The sequence below is a fragment of the Afipia dichlorophenoxyacetatis genome, from assembly GCF_055386385.1.
Map to the genome: position 1 here is coordinate 5773762 of NZ_AP029250.1, position 22549 is coordinate 5796310.

14 protein-coding genes are annotated in these 22549 nt (G+C 55.4%); 6 read left to right on the forward strand and 8 right to left on the reverse strand.

Annotation, left to right across the window (positions count from 1 at the left end):
* Positions 1-139 precede the first annotated feature (139 nt).
* Positions 140-1120: a Bug family tripartite tricarboxylate transporter substrate binding protein gene (locus ACZ5C3_RS27080; protein WP_464034175.1), complete on the forward strand. Its 981-nt coding sequence runs from the start codon at positions 140-142 to the stop codon at positions 1118-1120.
* 26 nt (positions 1121-1146) lie between these two features.
* Here the strand turns inward: ACZ5C3_RS27080 and ACZ5C3_RS27085 are convergent, their stop codons facing one another.
* The 4 genes from ACZ5C3_RS27085 to ACZ5C3_RS27100 all read right to left on the reverse strand — a co-directional run bounded on the left by ACZ5C3_RS27085 (position 1147) and on the right by ACZ5C3_RS27100 (position 4880).
* Positions 1147-1644, reverse strand: a complete 498-nt coding sequence (locus ACZ5C3_RS27085) for a hypothetical protein (protein ID WP_464034176.1) — start codon at positions 1642-1644, stop codon at positions 1147-1149.
* A 41-nt stretch (positions 1645-1685) separates the two neighbouring features.
* Complete coding sequence (locus tag ACZ5C3_RS27090; RefSeq protein ID WP_464034177.1) at positions 1686-2777, reverse strand: DUF937 domain-containing protein; 1092 nt, start codon at positions 2775-2777, stop codon at positions 1686-1688.
* Between the two features lie 269 nt (positions 2778-3046).
* The gene (locus ACZ5C3_RS27095; RefSeq protein ID WP_464034178.1) at positions 3047-3511 is read right to left on the reverse strand and encodes a hypothetical protein; all 465 of its coding nucleotides are present in this window, start codon (positions 3509-3511) and stop codon (positions 3047-3049) included.
* A gap of 403 nt (positions 3512-3914) precedes the next feature.
* Positions 3915-4880, reverse strand: coding sequence for a LysR family transcriptional regulator (locus tag ACZ5C3_RS27100; RefSeq protein WP_464034179.1), 966 nt, complete (start codon positions 4878-4880; stop codon positions 3915-3917).
* Positions 4881-5567: 687 nt separating this feature from the next.
* Here ACZ5C3_RS27100 and ACZ5C3_RS27105 point away from each other — a divergent pair.
* From ACZ5C3_RS27105 to ACZ5C3_RS27115, 3 genes are all read left to right on the forward strand, one after another.
* Entirely contained in the window at positions 5568-8348 is a 2781-nt protein-coding gene (locus ACZ5C3_RS27105; RefSeq protein ID WP_464034180.1) for a bifunctional diguanylate cyclase/phosphodiesterase, read from the forward strand.
* 52 nt (positions 8349-8400) lie between these two features.
* Positions 8401-10083: a methyl-accepting chemotaxis protein gene (locus ACZ5C3_RS27110; protein WP_464034181.1), complete on the forward strand. Its 1683-nt coding sequence runs from the start codon at positions 8401-8403 to the stop codon at positions 10081-10083.
* Positions 10084-10917: 834 nt separating this feature from the next.
* Positions 10918-11301: a hypothetical protein gene (locus tag ACZ5C3_RS27115; protein ID WP_464034182.1), complete on the forward strand. Its 384-nt coding sequence runs from the start codon at positions 10918-10920 to the stop codon at positions 11299-11301.
* Positions 11302-11749: 448 nt separating this feature from the next.
* On the opposite strand, the gene ACZ5C3_RS27120 is transcribed toward ACZ5C3_RS27115, so the two are convergent.
* On the reverse strand, positions 11750-12130 hold the full coding sequence (locus ACZ5C3_RS27120) for a response regulator transcription factor (protein ID WP_464034183.1): 381 nt from the start codon (positions 12128-12130) through the stop codon (positions 11750-11752).
* A 162-nt stretch (positions 12131-12292) separates the two neighbouring features.
* The gene (locus tag ACZ5C3_RS27125) at positions 12293-12952 is read right to left on the reverse strand and encodes a response regulator transcription factor (protein WP_464034184.1); all 660 of its coding nucleotides are present in this window, start codon (positions 12950-12952) and stop codon (positions 12293-12295) included.
* A 494-nt stretch (positions 12953-13446) separates the two neighbouring features.
* Between ACZ5C3_RS27125 and ACZ5C3_RS27130 the strand changes: the two genes are divergently transcribed.
* On the forward strand, positions 13447-15234 hold the full coding sequence (locus tag ACZ5C3_RS27130; RefSeq protein WP_464034185.1) for a PAS domain-containing sensor histidine kinase: 1788 nt from the start codon (positions 13447-13449) through the stop codon (positions 15232-15234).
* Between the two features lie 862 nt (positions 15235-16096).
* Here ACZ5C3_RS27130 and ACZ5C3_RS27135 read toward each other — a convergent pair.
* Complete coding sequence (locus tag ACZ5C3_RS27135; RefSeq protein WP_464034186.1) at positions 16097-17185, reverse strand: ABC transporter substrate-binding protein; 1089 nt, start codon at positions 17183-17185, stop codon at positions 16097-16099.
* A gap of 284 nt (positions 17186-17469) precedes the next feature.
* On the opposite strand from ACZ5C3_RS27135, the gene ACZ5C3_RS27140 reads away from it, so the two are divergent.
* Positions 17470-20883 (forward strand): molybdopterin-dependent oxidoreductase, encoded by a 3414-nt coding sequence (locus ACZ5C3_RS27140; protein ID WP_464044387.1) that lies wholly within the window; start codon positions 17470-17472, stop codon positions 20881-20883.
* A gap of 549 nt (positions 20884-21432) precedes the next feature.
* Here the strand turns inward: ACZ5C3_RS27140 and ACZ5C3_RS27145 are convergent.
* Positions 21433-22527, reverse strand: a complete 1095-nt coding sequence (locus ACZ5C3_RS27145) for an ABC transporter substrate-binding protein (RefSeq protein ID WP_464034188.1) — start codon at positions 22525-22527, stop codon at positions 21433-21435.
* Positions 22528-22549 lie beyond the last annotated feature (22 nt).

Here is a 22549-nt window from a genome sequence, read left to right on the forward strand (position 1 = left end):
GGTCGATCCGCTTGCCGGATCATGCGTAACAATTTCGCACCAGAATACCGCTGCGCGGCCGGATCATTGCCCGGAGACATGCCGCAGAATCCGAAGGCCGCAGCCATAAGCGGCCCCGTTCTATCCAGGGAGGAACGCCGTGTATTTGAAATCAATACAGTTCGCCGCACTCACTTTGTTGGCGAGCATCTCCATCACAGTTGATCACGCACAAGCCCAGTCATGGCCGCAGAAGCCCATCACCTTCGTCGTGCCATTCGCAGCCGGCGGCGGCACCGATGCTTTTGCGCGGCCACTCGCAGCGCAACTCGACACACAGCTTGGGACGCGCGTACTGATCGAAAATCGCGCGGGCGCCGGTGGCACTGTCGGCGCGTCACAAGCCTCTAAAGCTGCACCCGATGGATACACCTTCTTCATGGGCGCGGCCCATCACACCATTGCGCCATCGCTTTATCCTAATCTCGACTACGACATTGAAAAGGACTTCATCGCAGTGGCCCTGATTGCGCGGCCACCGCAGGTCGTTGTCGTCAATCCCAACAAAATCGACGCCAAGACGCTGGCCGAATTCATCAGCTATGCGCGCGCCAACCCAGATAAACTGAATTACGGCTCCGCCGGCGCAGGCACCACGCATCATCTCGCTGGCGAATTGTTCAAGATTCTAACTCAGACGCGAATTCTCCACGTCCCGTACCGTGGGGCTGGCCCCGCGATGCAGGACCTCATCGCGGGTCATGTGCCGATCGTATTTGACGGGCTCGGTTCATCAGCGCCACAGATCAGAAGCGGGCAATTGCGCGCACTCGCGATTGCAGCACCAACACGCGTCCCCGCATTTCCCGATGTCCCCACGGCCGCGGAGGCAGGATTGCCAGGCTATGAAGTGTCGACCTGGTATGGATTGTTTGCACTCAAGAACACGCCGCCTGAAATCATCCAGCGCATGACTAAGGAACTGCAGGCCGCCTTACAGACGGCCACCGTGAAGGAAGCCTGGGAACGCAATGGATCTGACGTCCCCGATGTGACGGGAGCCGCTTTCGCCAGCTTGGTCTCTACAGAGACCGCGCGCTGGCGAAAGGTCGTCACCGAGGCCGGCGTGAAGCTCGACTGAGACGCGAACGTCAACCGACCGAAATTTCAGGCGCCCAGAGCACTCGAGATTTCGGTCAGTGTCGCCTTCTCCGCATCGCTTACCTGAACACCGCCGATGCCGAACAGGCTGCCGCCTTCCGTGGCAGCCTCCGCCGTGTGCTGACTGATCTGGCGGAGCCATTGCTTAAAAGCGGCAGCATCTTCAGGAGCTTTTGCGGCTAACAAGGCGGATACCTGCCGCAATAACTCGACAGACTGAGCCTTGATTTCTGAAGGTTGACTGCCTGAGAGTTTCTCTTGAAGCCCTTCACGCGCAGCACTTCGTCCTTCACTCGTTGTGAAATCAGCAGCCACCGCTTTGACGAGCGCGTTGGCTCCAGGATCGCTTTTGGCCTGCGCCAACGCACCACCAGCAGCCAAAGACTCTTTCATCAAGCCCCACAGCCCACTGGGATCAGCAGCCGTGATCGCCATACCCGCGATGACTGGACTTTGCAGGAGCAAGGCCCATTCCTCTTTCGTGAAGCTCGCCTTATCAGCCATTGGTCTTTCTCCTTGGAGTCAGATGTTGGAGGCAACGTTCTTCAAGCGCGAGAGAGCGCGTCGAGCTTGCTACGAAGTTCATCGATCGCAGGCTTCGCAATTCCTGCGACACCTGGCATGGCGAGTACCTTGTCACACATCTGATTGATGGTCGGTGCCGCTGACGCAATCAGCGTCGCCAGCGCGGCCTTTCCTTCGGGGCTCAGGTTCGAAGCCCGCGTGCTGACATCGTTTAGCTGAGCCGTTGCCTCACGAATTTTTGGAAGGGCCGACTCTGCCGACGCTGTGTCTGTGATTCCCGGAAGTGCGGACCTCAGAGTGCCCATCGACGAATTGACCTGATTGGCTAGATTCACTCCGCCGACTGTCAAATTGGGGTTTGCTACGCCTACGGTTGTTTCAGGTTGCGCTGCAGGCCGGGGGACCTCCGCCACCTTCTCACCCGGGCGCCCCATCAGATACCAGGCGAGGCCTCCGACCACGACGAGCGCGGCCAACCAATAGGGCCACTGCGACGCGCCAGTGCTGGCCGTGCGCGTAATCCGGTCAGACGAGCGGTTTGCAGCCCTTTCTATCTCGCTTCTCGCAGCGGTGCGGTCGATGAGGCCAGCGGCGCTCAACTGATCGGCAAGGCCACTTGGGATCGCCGAAACGATCTGGTCTTTCTGGGAAGCAAGAAGCGACGCCACACCACTTGCGTCGAGCCCTGAATTGCGCTGCTGCTGTCCCAGTGCACCGAGCACCACCGGAGCCAACATTCCAAGCATCGACTTGCTGGCGTTTTCATTGATTCCGGCGAACCTGCCGATCGACTGCGCCATGCTGTCCAAGGCCCCGCCGCCGAACAACCCTGACAACATACTCGATCCGGTATCGGCGAGCGTCTTCTGGCCTGAGCCAGCAATCGCGCTCTTCACGCTTTCGAGCGAGCCTGATTGCTGCTGTAACAAATTGAACAACTGGCGCATTCCGCCCGGGGTGGTGGCAGCATCCGCCACGCTCGACAAAAGCGCAGGGACGGCACCTCCAATCGCCTTTTGCACGAGGTTGCGGTCAAGGCCCAGCGCGGAAGCAATCTTTGCAATCATGTCGGGAGTTAGGAATTGCATCACAACAGAAACGAGATTAGGCATGGCGCGCCCTCCTACTAAAAGTTGTGAGGTCCACGCGCGAACACGCCAAGCGCCGATTGGTTCCGATTCCTTCCATCACATTTGGTTACGCCACAGGATTGCAACACATTCATGCTGGCTGCTTATCGATCGCGACCGCGGAGCGTCCAGACCAAATCAGCCGGAATGCAAAGCACGCTCGGCGTCGCACGCGCTTGAGTTACGGATGTCCCGTAATTGTCTTCTTTCAAATGAAAGGCGACGTTGCAGCGAATTGATCGTAATTTCGATCAAGCGCCCTTCCCCGGCACCTGGCCCGGGCAATCACCAACGCGACGCATTATGGTGAGAATAGATGATGAAGCGGCCTTGTAACCGGTAATGAGAGTCTCAATGGTCTGCGACACCAGATCCTTGGCGAAGTGGAAAGTGATGATGGTCTTGGCCCCGTTGCAGTCCATGGCAAATGCGAAGCCATCCGGCATGTTCTTCGTTTCGCCCAGCGTGCAATATTTATTGAAAGTCCCCGACGACTGGTATTGCTGCAACGTTTCGTCACGGAAGTGATCGAAGTCGACAGACGTAGCGCAGGTCTTCGACTTTACCGGCTGCGCCTGGAATTGGCTGTTGCGGCTTTCGGTCTCGTACTCGCCGGGAACGAACACGGGCTTCGGTTTAATCAACGGAACGGCGTCCTGAGCCATCGCGCCTGAGACCGACAGAGCGAAGGCGAAACTCACAATGGCTGCTTTCACGAACGTCACTTCCGAACCTTCAGATCGCGCGAAGAGAAAGGAACGTCCTTCCGCTTCCGCGTGAGCACATTAGCGACAGCCGTATAGCTCATTTTGGTTTCGGCTGTAAGACCGAAAAGCAAGCGCGCGAAGCTTCAACATCCCATGGCACTCTTCGCTTACGGTTACTGCGCGCAAGTTCGGACATCAGAAGAAACGATCGACATTGACGCCTTGAAGGCCGCCTACGCGCGGATGCGATCTCAGCCTGAAAATCAGCTCACAGCCCGATGCGTACGTCGCTCGCATGGAGCTAGCTGCACGAACGACTTCGACGATCTTTGGCCTTTAGCTTCGTCGCGTACTAAGCATGCGCAAATGATGAAGAAAAATCGATGAAATGTGGGAGACGTCTCGACCACATTTAATCTGAACCGAGCAAATGTTGCGCGCCAACGCTAGAAGAAAACAACGAGGCAGATATCTCGCGCAACCGAGCTCTGAGCCACCGGATCCCTTCGTCTTTCTCAAACCTAGAATGCCAAATCATCAAGGTAGGCGATAAGGACAACTTGATAGGAAGAGGAGCGATGGTTAACCCGAAGATCGGAGCATAGCGCGTCGCCGCGGTCACTGGCAGTGTAGCAAGTATCGGCGCCTTGGATGCTATCGCGGCAACAGAGAAGAAGTGCGCGGCAGAGGTCATCACGTTGGGGCTTCTGCCATGCATTGCAAAGGCGCGATCCAAACAGCCGAGCGGATTCTCTTTCGTTGAAACCAACGCGTGGGGAAGCTCGAAATATTGCTCAATGCTGAGAGGCCCGTTTAGATTCAACAACTCCTCATTGTAGCAGCACACATAAGGTTCATGAAAAAGCGTTTCATGGCAAAACCATGTAAGTTTAGCATCGAATAGGCCAGCCCCAATCTCGGCGCGCCCCTCCTCGAGCATGTCTGTGATACTTCGCCGGTCCGCTTCTCGTACAGAAAGCCTGACACCAGGCGCTATTGTCTTTACGTTTGAAAGGAGCTCCGGAAGGAGCAAAGCCTCCAAGTTAGGTGTCATGGCCATTCGGAATATGCGTCGCTCCGAAGATGGATCAAAGGTGACACGGAACGAAAGAGCGTCTTGGGCTTGCGCTAGAAATCGACGGACCGGTGCAGCTAATTGTAATGCGTAAGGCGTAGGCTCCATTCTGTTTCCGCTTCGCACAAACAATTCGTCTTGCAGCAGCATGCGCAACATAGACAGCGAGTGGCTCATCGCGGGCTGCTGCACCCTCAACCTTTTCGCAGCCCGCGTCACGTTACGCTCGATCATCATTGCGTCGAACGCAAGAAAGAGATTTAGGTCGAACGATCTCAGGTTGTAATGGTCGATACTGAGCATTGGCTCGCGCTGATGGAAATGTCGGTTACAAATCAGAATGGAATCGATTCAACCCCTGCAGGTTTCCTGACGACGATCAACGAGTCGGCAGTTGTGGAGTTGATTAGCCAACGGGAGCTTGGCAAATACTTTGACGGCGACGTTTCGTCGCATATTCCGATTGCGCAATCAAAGAGTTCGGCGAAACACACAATCGATACAACTAATCGGTGTCATCAAAACGATCAATGACAGTGCTCTTGATGATTTTCGAGCAAACAGCAGATTGATTCTCGAGGGCGACGCATTGTGAGGCGTCCGAATGAAGTTCCAACGACTACGCAATCGTCTGCATTATCGATTTGATAGATCAAACCTATTGCCGTTCATGATGCACATCACGGCTTCTTGAGCACGATCTATCCAAGAAGTCACTGTGGCACAGAGGTTTCTGTAATTTGGCGAGTCGCGGAGAGCCATGCGACCTGATTGAGCGATCCCCTTAGCGTGATCGACCCACCAGATAGAAAATACTTTGTTAGGGAACCTCCCTAAATATCGCGACAAATCGCCGCAACGCTTGATACCACCCGCAGTCGCTTAAGATTAGAAAGCGTCTAAAGGCGGCTTATCCAACTTTGATGGCACCGCGAACACCGACGCTTCGTCGGTGAACGTTTCCGCATGCCTAAATGGACGCAATATCGAATGAAGCCAACCAGCATTGGCACAACAACTGTGCTGCGCACTCAGAAGGAGCCGTCAGATCCTCCAGTCGGCACGATAGATCAATCCACCGGTCAAGGACCGGCCCGACCGACTCCCATTCGTTGGCTCATCTTTGGAGGGGCCTTCCTTATTGTCGCGATTGTGCTTAGCGCAGTTGCGATGATTGCGACATTCCGTGAGCGGGCTTTGGCAACCGCAGAGCGCGAGCTGAGCAACACCGTCCTTCTCCTGAGCAGGCATTTTGATCAGCAATTCGACGACTTCGACGAAGTCCTCAAGGAGGTTAGCGCACAGGTTCGCATGACCGATCCTAAACTTGAAGAGAAGGAGTTTGCGCGTCAGCTCTCCACTGAGAGCACACACGAAATGCTCAAAGAAAAAGTCGGCGGCTCGCTGGATACAGTCGGCGTAAGTATCTTCGGTGCAGATGGCCTTCTCATCAATTCTTCTCAAGCGTGGCCCGTTGCTGCGATAAGCATCTCGGATCGAGATTTCTTCAATAGCTTCAGATCCAATGCTACCGATACTCCTTTGCTGATCGAATTGGTTCGCAGCCACTTCTTCAATGGATGGGCGATCGTTTTCGCCCGCAAATTAGTGGATTCTCATGGAAAGTTCTTGGGTGTCGTCACGCGAGGCATATCCCCGTCACACTTTGCAGGATTCTTCGCCTCCCTCGCCCTTGGATCCGACACAACGATATCGCTGGTTCATCGCGACGGAGAAACACTAGCCAGCTACCCTCACCTTGATGGAGCGGCAGGCAAAAACTTCAAAGGAGCTCCGCTCCAGGCCGTCCTGTCAGGGACCGACCACGCAAACCTTCGTATTGTCAGCACGGTTGATGGAAGGGCAAAGCTTGGATCCGTCCATGCACTGGGCGGCTTTCCGATGTCCATTGTTGCAACGCGGGCAGTTTCAGCAGCGTTGTCCGATTGGCGGGAGCAAACGCATTTGCTCGTGGCGGCCGCGTTACTGTCTATATCGGTCATTGTTGGAACGCTGCTCTTGGTCGTGAAGGCACTTCTGCAGCAGAGCAAGAAATCTCAGGACAGACTGACTCTGGAAAAGCAGAGACTTGACGTTGCCATCAATAATATGACGCCGGCGTTGCTGCTCTATGATGCTGAACAAAGGCTGGTCGTGTGCAACAGCCGATATGTTCAATGGTTTGGGCTATCTTCCGAGGTTGTCAAACCCGGCTGCTCGTTCCGCGAAGAGCTGGCCCAGCGAATTGCAACCGGCTCCCTCAAGGGAGATCTCGAACAATACTGCGCGTCGTTCTTCAGCGCCTTGAAGGACGGGAATACGGCGCATTCTTCGTTTGAGACTCCCGACGGACGCGCTTTTGAAGGATACCATCGCGCACTGCCAGACGGAGGATGGGTCTCAACAATCGAGGAAGTAACAGAGCGAAAGCGCTATGAAGACCGGATTACACATCTCGCGCATTACGATTCTTTGACTGGTCTTCCAAATCGTTTCCTTTTTCAGGAAACCTTGCAAAAGGAACTCGACCGCCTCGAAGGCGACACACAAATCGCGGTTCTCTATATAGATCTCGATGGATTCAAGGGCGTCAATGACTCGTTGGGACACGATGTCGGCGATGCATTACTCGCGGCCACAGCGCATAGACTCAGAAGCCAAATCAAGCCGCCGGATTTTGTTGCCCGCCTCGGCGGTGATGAATTTGCAATAATCGAGGTCGGCCGCGCCGAGGAGGCCAGAGTAGCCCGACTGGCTGCTGAAATTTCAACCATACTGCGCCAGCCGTTTCTTTGCCATTCGCATCACATTTTAACCGATGCCAGCATTGGCGTTGCTTTGTCGACGGATAAGCGAATTGACCGCAACCAGCTTTTGAAGAAAGCCGACATGGCGATGTATGCGGCCAAAGATGACGGCCGCGGAACTTTTCGATTTTTTGAAGATGAGATGGACGCAAAAGTGAAAGACCGACACTGGATGTCGTCTGAATTGCGCCAGATCGTGCTAGAAGGCGATTATGCGCAAGCCGGTTTCGCGCTTCACTATCAGCCATTGGTTGACTTGCAGACCGATGAAATTTCCGGGTGCGAGGTTCTCCTGAGATGGCACCATCACACCCGCGGCAACCTGTCTCCGGATCAATTCATCCCGGTCGCTGAGGAGACAGGCCTGATCTGCCAACTTGGCGAGTGGGTCCTCAAGCAAGCCTGCACCGATGCATCGTCCTGGCCCGCGAATATCCGTCTCGCAGTTAATGTGTCGCCTGTTCAATTCAGGTCGTCGAGCCTGGCGCTGGCCATAGCCAGCTCGCTCGGCCAGTCGGGTCTGTCCGCAAACAGACTTGAGCTCGAGATAACGGAGGCGGTTCTCATCCGCGATGATCGAGCCACACTCGAAATGCTTCATCAGATACGTGGCCTGGGAGTCCGGATTGCGCTGGATGATTTTGGTACGGGGTACTCTTCGCTGAGTTATCTCAGGAAGTTTCCATTCGACAAGATTAAGATCGATCGATCGTTCATCGCCGATATAGCAGAGCCGAATGGGGCCACATCGATCATAAAGGCGGTCGTTGACATCGCGAAGTCTCGAAACATCACCACGACCGCAGAGGGTGTCGAGACCCACGAGCAAAGAAGAATATTAAGAAGCCTCGGATGCACGGAAATGCAGGGATACTTGTTTAGCCCCGCGCGACCTCTCACGGAATTGCGACCAATACTCAACCCGGACGCCAACGGCGGCGACCTCATTCGTGTTGGGACATGACACCTCATCTACAGTCCAAACAACGTTGTTCAAACTTTTATAGGGGATCCACGTGCGCCTTACATTGAAGACATCACTTATCATTATTCTGTCGCTTCTACTCGTCATCTTGCTGGGACAGGGGTGGATTGCGATCTCAAGAATTAAAGCGATCGGCTCAAACACCGATGACATCACGACGAACTGGATGCCATCGGTAAAAACCCTGGCGGAAATCAAGTTCCTGACGACACGGTTGCGGCTAGATGGCGCTCGAATTGTTATGACAGCCGATGCCGGTGAGCGCGCGCAATTGTTGACGGCCTTTCAAGCTCATAATCAGGAACTCGAGAAGGCGTCGAAGGCCTATCAAGAGCTGATCACTGGACCCGAAGAGAGAGCGCTGTGGACAAAGTTTATTGATAAGTGGCCGGTGTACGAAAAATTACAGGAGCAAGCGTTAGCCGAAGCGGCATCCGGAAACCGCGAAAAAGCCGCTGATCTGTTCGGCTCAAAGGATGTAAGTGTCTTTACTGGAGCGATCGCGGCCCTGGACGCGGACATAAAGTTTAACGACGATGGCGCGGCTCAAGCGACTGCGGAGGCACGAGCGACCGTTACATCGGCCCTATGGCAAACCTGGATCGTCGCTGGCATCGCAATATCGATTGGATTCTCTGTTCTGGCTTTCATCGTGTTGAGAGTCACAAATCCATTGCAGAAATTGAATAACGCGATGGGAAGTATGGCTCGCGGACAACTCGATATTCAAATCCCGGGCATTCAACGGCGGGACGAAATCGGTGACATTGCACAAACGATTGGCGTGATTCGAGACAACGCCGCCCGGGAAGCGTTGGATAAGCAGGAGGCGGCGTTGAAAGAAGAAGCTCTCCAAGCCACACGCCGCAGGGACGATATGCACAAACTTGCCGATAGTTTCGAGGGAGCGGTTGGCGAGATTATTGAAATGGTATCCGCAGCTTCAACGGAATTGGAGGCCGCAGCTCATTCCTTGACACAGACGGCAAGGACGACACAACAACTCTCAACCTCAGTCACAACGGCCTCAGAGGAAGCATCGAGTAACGTTCAGTCGGTCGCATCGGCGACGGAAGAAATGGCTACTTCCATTCGGGAGATTGGACGCCAAGTTGAGACCTCGAACAATATTGCTGTCAATGCGGTGCGCCAAGCCGAAGAAACAGATCAGCGAATTGCGCAGTTAACGAAGGCCGCGACGCGCATTAGTGATGTTAGCGAGTTAATTCAGGCAATTGCAGGCCAGACGAACTTGTTGGCTCTCAATGCCACCATCGAGGCTGCTCGCGCTGGAGAGGCAGGACGAGGATTTGCCGTTGTGGCTTCCGAAGTCAAGGAACTAGCAGCGCAGACCGCCAAAGCCACTCAAGAGATCTCCCAACAGATTGCGGAGATTCAATCTGCGACAGGCGAGTCGGTTGTTGCCATCAAGGAGATCGGTTCAACGATCAATGACATGTCAAAGATCACAACGACCATAGCTGCAGCCGTCGAGGAGCAAGGGATGGCTACTCAGGAAATCGCTAGAAACGTTCAACAGGCTGCAGCAGGCACAGCAATGGTTGCTTCCAATATCGACGATGTCAACAAAGGCGCCGGTGAAACAGGATCCGCATCGGCGCAGGTCCTTACCTCTGCACAGTCGCTTTCATCGGAAAGCAATCGGCTCAAGGTAGAGGTGAGAAAGTTCTTAGAAACAGTGCGAGCTGCGTAACTTAATTCAGATAAGGAAAACGAGCCGCCAGATAGATCTGGCGGCTCGTAATGTCACGCTTACGGTGGATAGAACGCGAACTTAACGACTATTGCGTATTCCATGGAATAAACAGGGCGTGGCAATGCGCGTTTTTCCTGTTCCGGAAGTGCCTTAGGAAACTGCCGAGTGGGCCACTCCAAGCGTTATGAGACGGCTTCAAGTCGACTTAACCATCTGCGGTCGCTGTGTTGACGGGCCTTGAAGCGGTCCGCGCACTTCTTTGAGCAGAGGGCGATCGACCAAGAGTAGTGTCGAATAAGGCCAAATTTTCGATCGCAAATCGCGCAACGCTTCGCCGCGCCATTCCACGGATGTTGCTGCCTCCTGCACATTGTTGGCTCCTATGGCTGCAGCGGACGTCTCTTGTTTGGTGTCGCGTCGCTTAACGCGTGCGTAAAAAACTTGACTGACTCGTCAGGCTATTCGTCACCTGCAATCGACCCTTCCGACCGCAGAAACGTAAACGGATTGTGTCCGCCGTATCAATCGTACGTAGGTACGCGTCTCGTATCGAAAGGGTTCGGGCCAGCCATACAAAAGTTTGTGCCGATTTTCTTCCGACCAAGTTCGTTCGCTCGTCTGACGCGAGATCGCCGGCTGCTAAACCAAGGTATAAGGCAGCGCAAACCAACAGGGTATCCAAGTTAACTCCGGTAGAATCAAACCGTGTGCCTCGACCGTATAGGATTGCCGTTGGATAAGGCACGCCCCGACATGCTGAAACAAAGTCACCGCGATGTCGAAGCCACGCCATCACATTCGCGATTTGTCACGCGAACAAGGCGAAGAGTCATGAGCAGCATTTCGCGGTTAGCATTAGCCTTGCGTCGTGCGACAGGGGGACAGATCGCACTCTACTGCGGCGTTACCCTGGTCCTTGCAGGATCCTGTGCACAGTGGTGGCTCACCTCTGCACCGCGTGACTATGAAGAATGTTTCGACGCGGCGGAAAGGGCAACTACATCCAAGGAAACGCGGAGGTCGCTGATCTCTGAATGCGAGTTCAAATTCTTTGGCCGGCGCAAGATTGGCGGCGGATATACATACTATGATTTTATGCAGAACCGGAGTTTTGATATTGCCGGTCCCAATCCAAACCCACGAGAACTCAAGTGGATGGATGAGCAATACATCGTCTATCTGGACGGCTTGCGGCGGGAGACTATGCGCCGTTAAAAAAGCCAGCGCTTTAAACAAATGCCTTCGCGAATAGGAAGGTCTTGGCGCGATCCGCCTTGTGCATTTCCATGACCTCTAAAACTCTTGCGACAACTGTTCGGCTGCGGTCTCCGCTTTCATTCGCAGGACCCAGCGAATGTAGCTTTCCTGGCCCTTGAGAAAGCATGTCCGCCCGCAATAGTGCTCATACGCGGGATTTCGCAGGGAAATGATTTTTGGATCTTCACTGTCGCATTCAGCGCAACGAAGGACTATTCGCATGGCGACCTCCTTCTGAGGAATTACCATTCTGCGGGTGGAAGCTGCTGCTTCGAGTGTTTTGAGTTTGCCTCTCTCGCAGTCCATCATCAAGCTGTCTGAATGTTTGGTTTTGTCATCCTTGCGTATACCGGTGCGCAGGGCGTACATGGCGCGGCAGCTCAGTAGTCATGAGCTCAGTGTTAGCTCATTCTTGGCCATGCTGTTCCAGAGCGGCGTTAAGGCATTGAATCAAAACGTCCGCACCGAAAGGCTTGGTCAGGACGCACGTCGCGCCCGCTTTCAGCGCTGTCGCGCGGACGCTCTCAACGGGAAAAGCCGTAATGAAGATGAACGGCAGGCGATGTCCCTGGGCGCGCAAGTGAGCTTGCAGTTCGACACCGCTCATTTTCGGCATTTGAACGTCGGCAATGACGCACGACGTGCCATTCAGCTCGTTGGACAGCAAGAATTCTTCGGCGGATGTGAATGCATGGACGTTGTAGCCGAGCGACTTCACGAGAGTGGAGGTCGCGGCGCGAACAGATCCATCATCGTCGATGATGGAGATCACTGGAATTTTGGACAAAACGGTCTTCCCTGCGGGCGCGAACGGAGAGACTCAGCGCAGCCGTCGAAGGAAAGAGTGCGCCGCAAACAACGATCGGAAAATCATACTTAGGTTTGTACAACAAACGACCTAGTGTGAAGGATTCGCAGAGAGAATGAAGCGAACTTCTGAACCACCGCACTAGAATTTCGGGTGATGAATTTCGAGCATCTCGGCCATTCTCACGAGATCAGCCAACGATTTCGCTCCCATTTTCTTCATGACCTGCCCGCGGTGTATTTTCACGGTAATCTCAGCAATGCCAATCTCCGCTGCAATTTGCTTGTTCATGAGCCCGGTGGCGACCAAAGCCAGCACGTCCCGCTCTCGAGGAGTCAGCGTCGCGAAAACTGCCTGCAAATTGGAGAGCGCCTTTGCATCAACCCGCCGCTGTTTGTCACACGCGATCGCGGTCGCCACGGCATCAAGCATGTCCTGATCGCGAAACGGCTTGGTCAGGAAATCCACGGCGCCGGCTTTCATCGCCTTGACCGTCATTGGAATATCTCCATGCCCCGTCATGAAGATGATCGGAATGTGAATACCGACCTTCACCAGGTCAGCCTGAAAATCCAAGCCGCTCAGTCGAGGCAACCTGATATCGAGGATCAGGCAACTCGCAATATCAGGAAGCTTGCTCTGCAGAAACTCGGGCGCCGAGCCGAACACCTCGACCCGCAACCCCACTGATCGGAAAAGACTCTCAAGCGCGTCGCGAACAGAGGCATCGTCGTCGATGATGAAGACGATCGGCTCCTCAGCGCCCGCGAGATCGCGAGCCAATGTTAGGCGCCCGTTCACGACGCATTGTCCTCCTTGGCGATATGCCAAACGAAGCCAAGAGAAGTCTGGGATCGGATTGCCTGCTTATGCATTGCAGCATTCCCGATCGTTCGAGCTTACCAGAGCAAAGCATCATTTGCCCACAAATCGATAAGCCATGCCAACCGTTGGTAGTGTGCTCGGCCCGAGCGCACCTATTCCGTTTTGCCAACGTCCTGCTGCTGCCGCTTTACTCACAGGAAAGATCGCGACAAGCTACCGATGTGGCAAATGGGGTACTGGCTGCGCAAGCCGGCAGCTCGTGCTCCATCGCTCTCGATCTGGGAGCGTGAGCTCGCCAGATTGGCCGAACCATAAAGTCCGATCGCGATATTGAGACCGCCGGTATGTTCCCCGGCGTGTTCACAGGCATGTTCTTGGCGAGGCGTGACATGCAGACAGGACAGCACCCAGCGGAAGATACTGCGGCTTCGCCGGCCATCGTCACGTCGCGTGCTGATGCATTTATTGGCGTGGCCATCGCACTCGGGATCTTCATCCTGGACACAATGACTCCCGCGGAGAACGTTCTCGCCGTGCTGTACGTGGGCGTTGTGTTGCTATCGACCAGGTTTCTTCAGAAGCGTGGCGTTGTGCTGGCGTCATTGGGGTTAATGGCGCTGACGGTACTCAGCTATGTGCTGTCGGATGACGATAACTCGCCAGGCATCGGCTTATCGAACCTTCTTCTCAGCCTCGCGGCAATTGGCGCTACAGCTTTCCTCGCCGTGCAAGGCCAATCGAGAGAAATGGTGCTGCGCGAGCAGGCTGGGCTCCTCGATCTCACCCACGACACCGTCTTCGTGCGCGACGTGAATGACGTCATCGTCTACTGGAACCGAGGCGCCGAGGAACTGTACGGATGGAAAAAAGGCGAGGCCCTCGGCAACGTATCTCACCAGCTTATGCAGACGATCTTTCCCATGCCGCTCGAAGAGATCACGGCCGAGTTGCTCCGTACTGGCCGCTGGGAAGGGGAGCTGGTCCACACGAAGAAAGACGGCACGCGGGCCGTCGTGGCGAGCCGGTGGGCGGTGCAACAGGACCCAGGCGGACATCCCGTTGCGATCCTGGAGACCAATAACGACATCACTGAGCGCAAGCATGCCGAAGATGCCTTGCGGCGAAGCGATGCCTATCTGGCGGCAGCGCAGAGATTAAGCCTCACGGGTAGTTTCGGTTGGAAGATTTCCAGCGGAGATCTCTACTGGTCGGAGGAGACTTTCAGGATTTTTGGGTACGACCGGACGGCCAGGCCTTCACTCGAGCTGGTCGAACAACGAATTCATCCAACTGACGTCGTCGGAGTTCGACAACAGATCGAACGCGCATTACGCGACGGCAAGGATTGGGAGCTCGAACATCAGCTCCTGATGCCTGACGGTTCGGTGAAGTGCGTGCACGTTGTGGCCCGCGCCGTAAGAGATGAAGCGGGCAAGGTCGAGTACGTCGGCGCCGTCATGGATATCTCAGCGGCCAAGCGGGCGGAACAGGAGCTGCGCCAGGCACAGGCGGAACTCGCTCACGTCACGCGCGTCACGACGTTGGGCGAGCTGACGGCCTCTATCGCCCACGAGGTCAACCAGCCCATCACCGGGGTGGTCACCAGCGCCGAGGCCGCCTTGCGCTGGCTCGCGGCTGAACCGCCCAATCTGGACGAGGTTCGCGAGATCCTGGGCCGTATCGTCAAGGACGGCGGGCGGGCCAGCGATGTCATCCACCGGATCCGGGCCCTCATCAAGAAGGCGCCCCCGCGTATGGCTCCGCTGGACATCAATGAGGCCGTCCTCGATGTCATTGCCCTAACCCGAAGCGAATTGCTGAAGCATAACGTCTCGCTGCAGACCGAGCTCGCCGCGAGCTTGCCGCTGATCGAAGGCGACCGCATCCAGCTGCAGCAGGTCATTCTCAACCTGATCCTGAATGCGGTCGAAGCCATGGGTGACGTCGACGAGAACACGCGAGAATTGCATATCTGCACTGGGAGGGAGGCCTCGAACAACGTGCTCGTCACTGTGCGGGATTTCGGCCCCGGGCTGGACCCGCGGAGTGCGGACCACCTCTTCGAGGCGTTCTACACGACCAAGCCCGACGGCTTGGGCATGGGCCTGCCAATCTGCCGTTCGATCATCGAGGCTCACGGAGGACGGTTATGGGTTACCGCCAATGATCCTCGGGGTTCCGTTTTTCAGTTCACCCTCGCTCTTGAACGGGATGACGTCGTTCCCACCGAGCACGCCGGTCCAATGCCCGTGGTGTGAGCTCGCAGCTCCAGAGGGCGAAGGATCCGTTCTCGGCAACGCAGATGCGCCTTGTTCTGATCGCCTGCCGCTCGGAACGTCGATTTCGTTAAACTCTGGTCGTGTCGTCATTGAGTTTGTCGCTCTGGACGAGACCAGTTGCGTGAGAAGCTTTGCGTGCAACGTGATACGGACGTACAGGTGCGCAGCGTGGAATCCGTCGCATGAAGAAAAGCCGCGCCGCTGAACAAGGAATTCGGGATAGGAAAGACCGCGCTCCCGTTAGGGAGCGGGTAAGGAGCGCGGCCAAGTCTAGGATGAAGTTTTGACGGGCACTTCACTTGTCAAGATAATCAGAGAGAAACGTATCAGACCATTACACGGAGGTTGATCCGCACGGTACGTTCGATTGACCGAAGCATACTTAAGTATGGGCGTCCTCCACGTTGCGCTGAAGAGAAAGCCTCAACCTAGTCCACCATAGCGGCGCGATGGATGCCCGCCTCGTAAGGAAATCGCGCTAAACACACTGAATCGTAAGCCTGCTGTTCGAGCCGGCCGCTGACAAAGCAGGAAAATAACGAAACATCTATTTTCGAAGGGGAAATGCGCAGAAATGTGCTGGCGATCCCGGGAAGACTCGAACTTCCGACCTACGGTTTAGGAAACCGGCTTCCATGAAGCGATTTCAACGGTTTATCATAATCGTGTTGCCGCTATGTTGCATCGAAACTTCGTCTAATCAATGCTCTTGCTGACCCATCTACGACAGCCAATCCCCTTCCACCGCACCTACGCGTAAGAGATCGTCAGGCTCAGTCTTCGCACATGGCATGGATGCGCGCCGGCTAGGGTGCGCATCGCAACCTCCGAGACAACTCGGTCAACGAATTAATCCGAGGTCAAAATTTTTCGCTTGTTGGACGACGGCGTTACGATCGTAGTCGTTTATTTGGTCAATCAGGTCATTGGTATATATTCGCGAGGTCGGAACGGGCTTGGCTATCTGTCCTCCTGCCAGCAGAAAATCGCTCAAATTTTTCCAATCGTCTTCGAGGAAGAGTCCGTTCTTGCCGTTGGTTTTAGGGCTCGTCCAACTGGGGCTCCGCAGCTGGAGGATCTTTAGTCCTTCGGCAAGCGCCTTCTGAGGATCAGCCTCCTTCGAACGGCTCTCCGGATACACTTTCCAGGTGATGTAAACCGCCGCTGCTGGGTTAGCGCGGGTAAAATCGACCGCCTTCGACACTGCTCGTGCAAATCCGATCAGCATTTTCGGATTATTTTTAATGGTGTCATTTTTTGCAAGGAGCGAGAGATCCGGCAGCGCTTCAAACTTTTCACCGACATCAAGATCCCTCAGCGGGACGCCGGCGAGCTCAAATCGAGCGTTGGCAACATCCCAAAACGCGACCGCATCGACAACCTTTTGTCGAATGGCAGTCGCAGCTTGGGAGCCAGACCCGATCGGAATAAACGTGACGTCCTTGTCTGGATCTAACCCGGCTGAACGCACATAAGCCTTGCCGTAAGTGAGCCCCCCGCTTCCAAACGAAGGGACGCCGATCTTCTTTCCCCGAAGCTCCGCGATCGTCTTGATGTTGCTGCCTTCCGGCACGGATATCGTCCAGATATTGTTATAAGCAAAACAGTAGTAGTAGCGAACGTCCAAGGACGCCGCCACATTCTCTTGCATGCTGATCACGGCTTGCGAAGGACTGGCTACGCCAATATTCGCGTTGCCAGAGCCGACTTGAATGGCGATTTCATTTGACCCGCCTACATTAAGCAGATCGACATCGAGCCCCTCTTGGCTGAAATAGCCCAGATACTTTGCGACGATGAAAGGCGCCTGCGACTCATCCATGTTTCGTATGCCGATCAAAGCCTGGACTTTTTCGGCGGCGAGCACGGGCTCAGAGTGCACGCCAAACGAAACCACTAAGGCAAGAAGAAACAGTCGAAGCTTGCTCATGCGCGCCTCCTGACGAAGATACGGCCAAAGCCGGTATCAACTCCCAATAACGGGTTGCTTTACTCGAATACGAACAACAAACCTGAACTGTGTTGACTCGATAGTCAACATTTGTTGACCATATAGTCAACATTAAATATGGTTACGAATTATTTCGTCGGTCAACATGTTCCCTGGTGCGCTCGGCCGGCCCATACTTCGTCGTACGCTTTGGCAGAGTCCGAAAATGTCGGTTTGTGGCCGGGAGCTCTCCAGGGTGCGCGCTGCGCTACGGAAAACAGACGATGGATGAGATTCAAAGCTTCTGTACGTTGTGCGGCTCGCAATGCGGAACGATCAATGTGGTCGCGGACGACCGGCTGGTCGCTGTGCGAAACGATCCCAGCCATCCCACCGGACACGCCGTTTGTCCGAAAGGAAGAGCTGGTCCGGAAATTGTGGCCGCGAACAATCGGATCCTTTATCCGATGCGCCGCACACGGCCTAAGACAGATCCTGATCCGGGGTGGGTACGTATTTCCTGGGACGAGGCGCTCGATCTGTGTGCCGGAAAGTTGCTCGATATCCGGGAACGCTACGGGGCCGAAGGCGTCGCCTTTGCTGTAACGACGAAAAGCGGAACCGGTATTGCTGACAGCATCGAATGGATCGATCGATTCGTCCGCTTATTCGGAAGCCCGAACATCGCGAGCTCCACTGACGTTTGCAACTGGCATCGGGACGTCGCGCATCGGTTCACGTTCGGCGTCGGCATGCCGGCCGCCGACTATGCACATGCAGGGCTCATCATTCTTTGGGGGCACAATCCGACCAGCACTTGGCTCGCTCAAGCGGACGCGATCGCGCGTGGCCGTGCGAATGGTGCAGCCATGATCGTCGTCGATCCGCGAGCCACACCTCTCGCTGCCGATGCTGACGTTTGGCTTCAGGTTCGGCCAGGGACCGACGCGGCTTTAGCGCTAGGAATTTCCAATCTCCTGATCCTGGAGGGAGGAGCCGACCTGGAGTTTCTGAGGCAATGGACCAATGCGCCGATGCTTGTGCGCGAGTCCGACGGACTGTTTCTAAGAGCGCAGGATCTACCAAATTACAAAGATGAGAAGACGACGCAGCAATTTGTAGCGTGGGACGTCCAGACCGATAAACCTTACGTCTATGACACGACTCGGCTGCTCGACGTCGAGGCTGCTCGCCGATTGGCTTTAGCCGGGCGGTATGAAGTTCCGGGTCCTCATGGTGAAGCGATCGCGTGCAGGCCTGCTTTTGATCACTTCCGGCGAGCCTGTGCCAATTGGACGCCCGAACGGGTCGAGCAGGTCACCGGGGTCCCGCGCGAAAAGCTGAAAGCCGCGGCATCGTTCATGGCGAGCCATAGTAAAATTGCCTACCACTCTTGGACAGGTATTGGTCAGGGCAGCAACGCTACTCAAACTGAGCGCGCAGTCGCCACGCTCTATGCTCTACGCGGATGCTTCGATGAGATCGGCGGCAACCGCATCTATGGCAAGCAGCCGGTGAACAAGGTCGACTCCACTGCTCTCCTCGCTGAGACGCAATCTGCCAAGACTCTCGGACGCGACATCCGTCCGCTCGGACCTGCGGCCGAGGGGCGCGTGAAGCCGCTGGACGTGTACCGCGCCATCGTGACGAGCGATCCTTACCCGATCCGCGCGTTAGTGGGTTTCGGATCCAACCATCTGCTCACGCAGGGAGACACCGACGAAATTCGCCGGGGATTGGAAGCCGTAGAATTCTATGTCCACAGCGACATCGTCGAGACCCCAGTTGCTCGTTATGCCGACGTTTTGCTGCCCACGAGCACTCCTTGGGAGCGGGAAGGTCTACGATTCGGCTTTAACATTAGTGAAACCGCTCAAAATTTAGTTCAGTTGCGCCCAGCCGTCGTGACGCCGCGGGGAGAAGCGCGCTCCGATCTGGAGATCGTATTTGCCCTCGCTAAACGCCTGGGCATCGGAGACAAATTCTTCGATGGCGACATAGACGCTGGGTGGAACTACATGCTGGCGCCTCTCGGGATCACCGTCGAAGACCTGCGAGCGAATGACGGCCAAATTGTTCGTCCAATTGAACATACCACGCGCAAATACACGCACGTGGATACCGAAGGCCACGTGGTTGGCTTCCAAACCGAAACAGGACGAGTCGAGTTTTATTCGGAACTTCTGTTTCGTAATCGCCAATCTCCTGTACCGATCCACGTAGATGAGGACGTCAATCGCTCGCTCTACCCGTTTACGCTGATTAGCATGAAGAACGGCGTCTACTGCCATAGTCAGCACCGCGGGATCGCCTCGCTAAGGCGGCGTGCCAGCCGACCAACGATCCGATTGCATGGCAATGCAGCGCGCCTGAAGAACATCGGCGACGGGCAAACTGTCGAAGTCGAAAGCCGCTATGGGCTGACGCGTTTCGTAGCCGAGATTGACAATACTCTTGCATCCGACGTCCTGGCCGCCGAATTCGGATGGTGGGAGGCCTGTGAACCGCTCGGCAAGCAGGCCTACCCGCTATCAGGGGCGGCCAGTTCCAATTTTAATGCCCTCGTGTCTGCCGAGCGACGCGATCCGGTCAGCGGCTCTGTTAATCATCGTGCGGTCGCCTGCAACGTCAGGTGTGTCGATGATCTGGAGAGCCGCTCGTGGCGGGGGTTTCGGCGTTTCAACGTGTCGCATCTGCATCGGGAATCGGACCTGGCCCTTGCTGTTTCGCTGTCACCTCGGGAAGGCGACGCGCTGCCTGAATACGAACCCGGACAGTACCTTCGTATGAGGCTAACGCATCCCGACACCGGAGAACTGCTGACGCGAGCTTATTCATTGACCGGAGCGGCTCGTGTCAAAAATCGCTCGGAATACACAATCTGCGTGGGCCGCTCTTTGGCCGCCGCTGAGCCCGGCGTCTCGCTCTCGTGTCTCATACATGAGACCCTGAAGATCGGGGATACGGTCGAGGTCGAGGCTCCAAGTGGCGCTTTTACGATGCCGACGGCGTCTTCCGTCCCACTGGTCCTGATCGCAACTGGGATCGGCATTACCCCGTTTATGAGTCTTCTCAATTCCCTCGGCAATGGCGATGAAATGCCTTTCGTGACCTTGCTGTACGGCAACAGAAACGGCTCGGAGCACGCGTTCAAGAGCCAGCTTCGCGTCCTTGAAAAACGTTGGCCGCGACTGACCGTCAGAAACTTTTATAGCCAGCCCCGCGCTTCGGACATCTTGGGAAGCGACTATCATGTCACCGGTCGCCTTGATGCCGCTCACATCGACCCTTTACTGATCGCGAAACGCGCACGCTTCTATCTATGCGGATCGGATGCAATGGTCGCCTCGATGGTCAAGAGCTTGGTATCGCTCGGGGTACCAAAATTCGACATCTATAACGAAGTCTTCATCTCACCGACGAACACGCTTGATGACAGCCTGCACTCCTGTTCGGTCTTATTCAAGCGATCCGGCGTTTCTTTCCAATGGTCTCCGAAAGACGGGACACTGCTCGAATGCGCCGAGCGCTTGGGCGTACGCGCCCCTAGCGGCTGTCGGGTCGGACAGTGCGAGAGCTGCGCTGTGCAAGTTCTACGTGGAAGCACAAAGCAACTTTCTGGTGCGATACCGGAAGATTCTGACACGGTGTTCACATGCCGAGGGATTCCGCTAAGCGATCTCGTTCTCGATCTCTAGGGAGTATGCTCGCGGTACGCGAGACTAACGCGCAGCCTTCTGAGACGGCGCCATGCGAAGCACGCCAGTAACCCGGGCGTCGGGACGGAGCACGGCGGCGGCTGAACTATATTCGTCCTCTTTGTTTCTCTGAATTCGTACGCGTGGATTAATCTCGCGATACGGCCGGGCGGCGCAAGCAGTCGTTGATCGCTTCACTCAGGCTCTCGTTTGGAACCGCGATCACGGTGATATTACGGAAACCGCCGGCGCGAATTCACGAAGACAACCGAAAATCAGCCGCAGCTTCCACAAGATCGCCGGCTTCCGACGAATTTGACAGAAGCTAGGCTACGAACCGCTCAGAAATGCAGATCGCCGAACAATGGGTCCCAATCAAAACGCCTCGGCACCGTGTCCGAGGGCGGGTAGCCTCCCTCCTCGAAGCCAGCCACCCAAGCGACCCGGCATCGCCGGATCAAGTCGGTGACGATATGTAAGACCTTGTAACGATCAAAGTAGTCCACTCTATTCAACATATGACGTGGCCACAGTGTCATAATTATTCGGCTATTGAAGCTTCGAGAGCACTTCTTTCTTCGCGGCATCAACGATAGCCGCCCGATCATATTGGTTGATCGAGTCGATAAAATCGTTGGTGATGACGCGATCCACTTGCACGGCAGCCGGGATGACCTTTTGATCGGCGAAGAACTGGATCAAGCGTTCCCAATCACTTTTCACCATGAGGCCATGCTTGTCGCCGATCTTTTTCGAATTCCAAATGCCGAGCCTCGCCTGATTGACAACCACACCCTCTTCAAGCGCGGCTTTCGGATCCGGATTCTTGGATTTCGATTCCGGATATGCCTTCCACGTAATCAGCACAGCGGCCTCGGGATTGGCCATCGAATAGTCGTAGCCCTTTGCGACGGCCCGAGCGATGCCCGTCAGCATTTTCGGATTCTTGGCGATTGTCTCGTTTCGCGCCAGCAACGCAACGTCAGGCAGCGATCGCAGGTTCTCGGCGACGGGAAGCTCCCGTAGCGACAATCCTGAGAATTTGAACTTTGCGATAGCAGCATCCCAGTACACAACACCGTCGACCATCTTGCGCTGAACTGATGTCACGGCCTGCGCACCGACACCGATCGACAAAAACGAAATATCTGTATCCGGATTCAAGCCCGCAGCTTGTGCAAAGGCACGACCGAAGGTTGTCCCCGCGCTTCCCATGGACTGAACACCGAGCTTCTTTCCCTTCAACTCGGCGATGCTCTTGATCGGACTATCGGGCAACACACCCACAGACCAAATGTTGGAATAATACAAGCCGTAGAAGTAACGGATATCGAGCTTTCCGGACTGAACACCGACAAGTGCTTCACCGGGCGAGGCGGCCCCGACCTCGGCATTCCCTGAAGTAACTTGAATGGCCGACTCGTTTGATCCCCCTACTGCGATAAGAGTTACATCGTAACCTTCGTCGGCAAAGTACCCTTTCTCTTTCGCAACGACGAATGGGGAGAAAGCTTCATCAATGTTTCGGACGGGAATTAATACGCGAACTTTCTCGAGTGCGTTCGCGGCGCTGAAGTCACACACAACAGCAACAAGGATCGCCGATGAAAGAACTAGGCGACGCAGGCAACAGCTAATCGGCATATCCGACTCCTTTTAGGATCGC

Bases quoted from the DNA above. Each gene is read 5' to 3' on its own strand.
- ACZ5C3_RS27085 (WP_464034176.1), bottom strand. From the start codon at position 1,644: ATGGCTGATAAGGCGAGCTTCACGAAAGAGGAATGGGCCTTGCTCCTG.
- ACZ5C3_RS27090 (WP_464034177.1), bottom strand. From the start codon at position 2,777: ATGCCTAATCTCGTTTCTGTTGTGATGCAATTCCTAACTCCCGACATG.
- ACZ5C3_RS27100 (WP_464034179.1), bottom strand. From the start codon at position 4,880: ATGCTCAGTATCGACCATTACAACCTGAGATCGTTCGACCTAAATCTC.
- ACZ5C3_RS27105 (WP_464034180.1), top strand. From the start codon at position 5,568: ATGAAGCCAACCAGCATTGGCACAACAACTGTGCTGCGCACTCAGAAG.
- ACZ5C3_RS27115 (WP_464034182.1), top strand. From the start codon at position 10,918: ATGAGCAGCATTTCGCGGTTAGCATTAGCCTTGCGTCGTGCGACAGGG.
- ACZ5C3_RS27135 (WP_464034186.1), bottom strand. From the start codon at position 17,185: ATGAGCAAGCTTCGACTGTTTCTTCTTGCCTTAGTGGTTTCGTTTGGC.
- ACZ5C3_RS27140 (WP_464044387.1), top strand. From the start codon at position 17,470: ATGGATGAGATTCAAAGCTTCTGTACGTTGTGCGGCTCGCAATGCGGA.
- ACZ5C3_RS27145 (WP_464034188.1), bottom strand. From the start codon at position 22,527: ATGCCGATTAGCTGTTGCCTGCGTCGCCTAGTTCTTTCATCGGCGATC.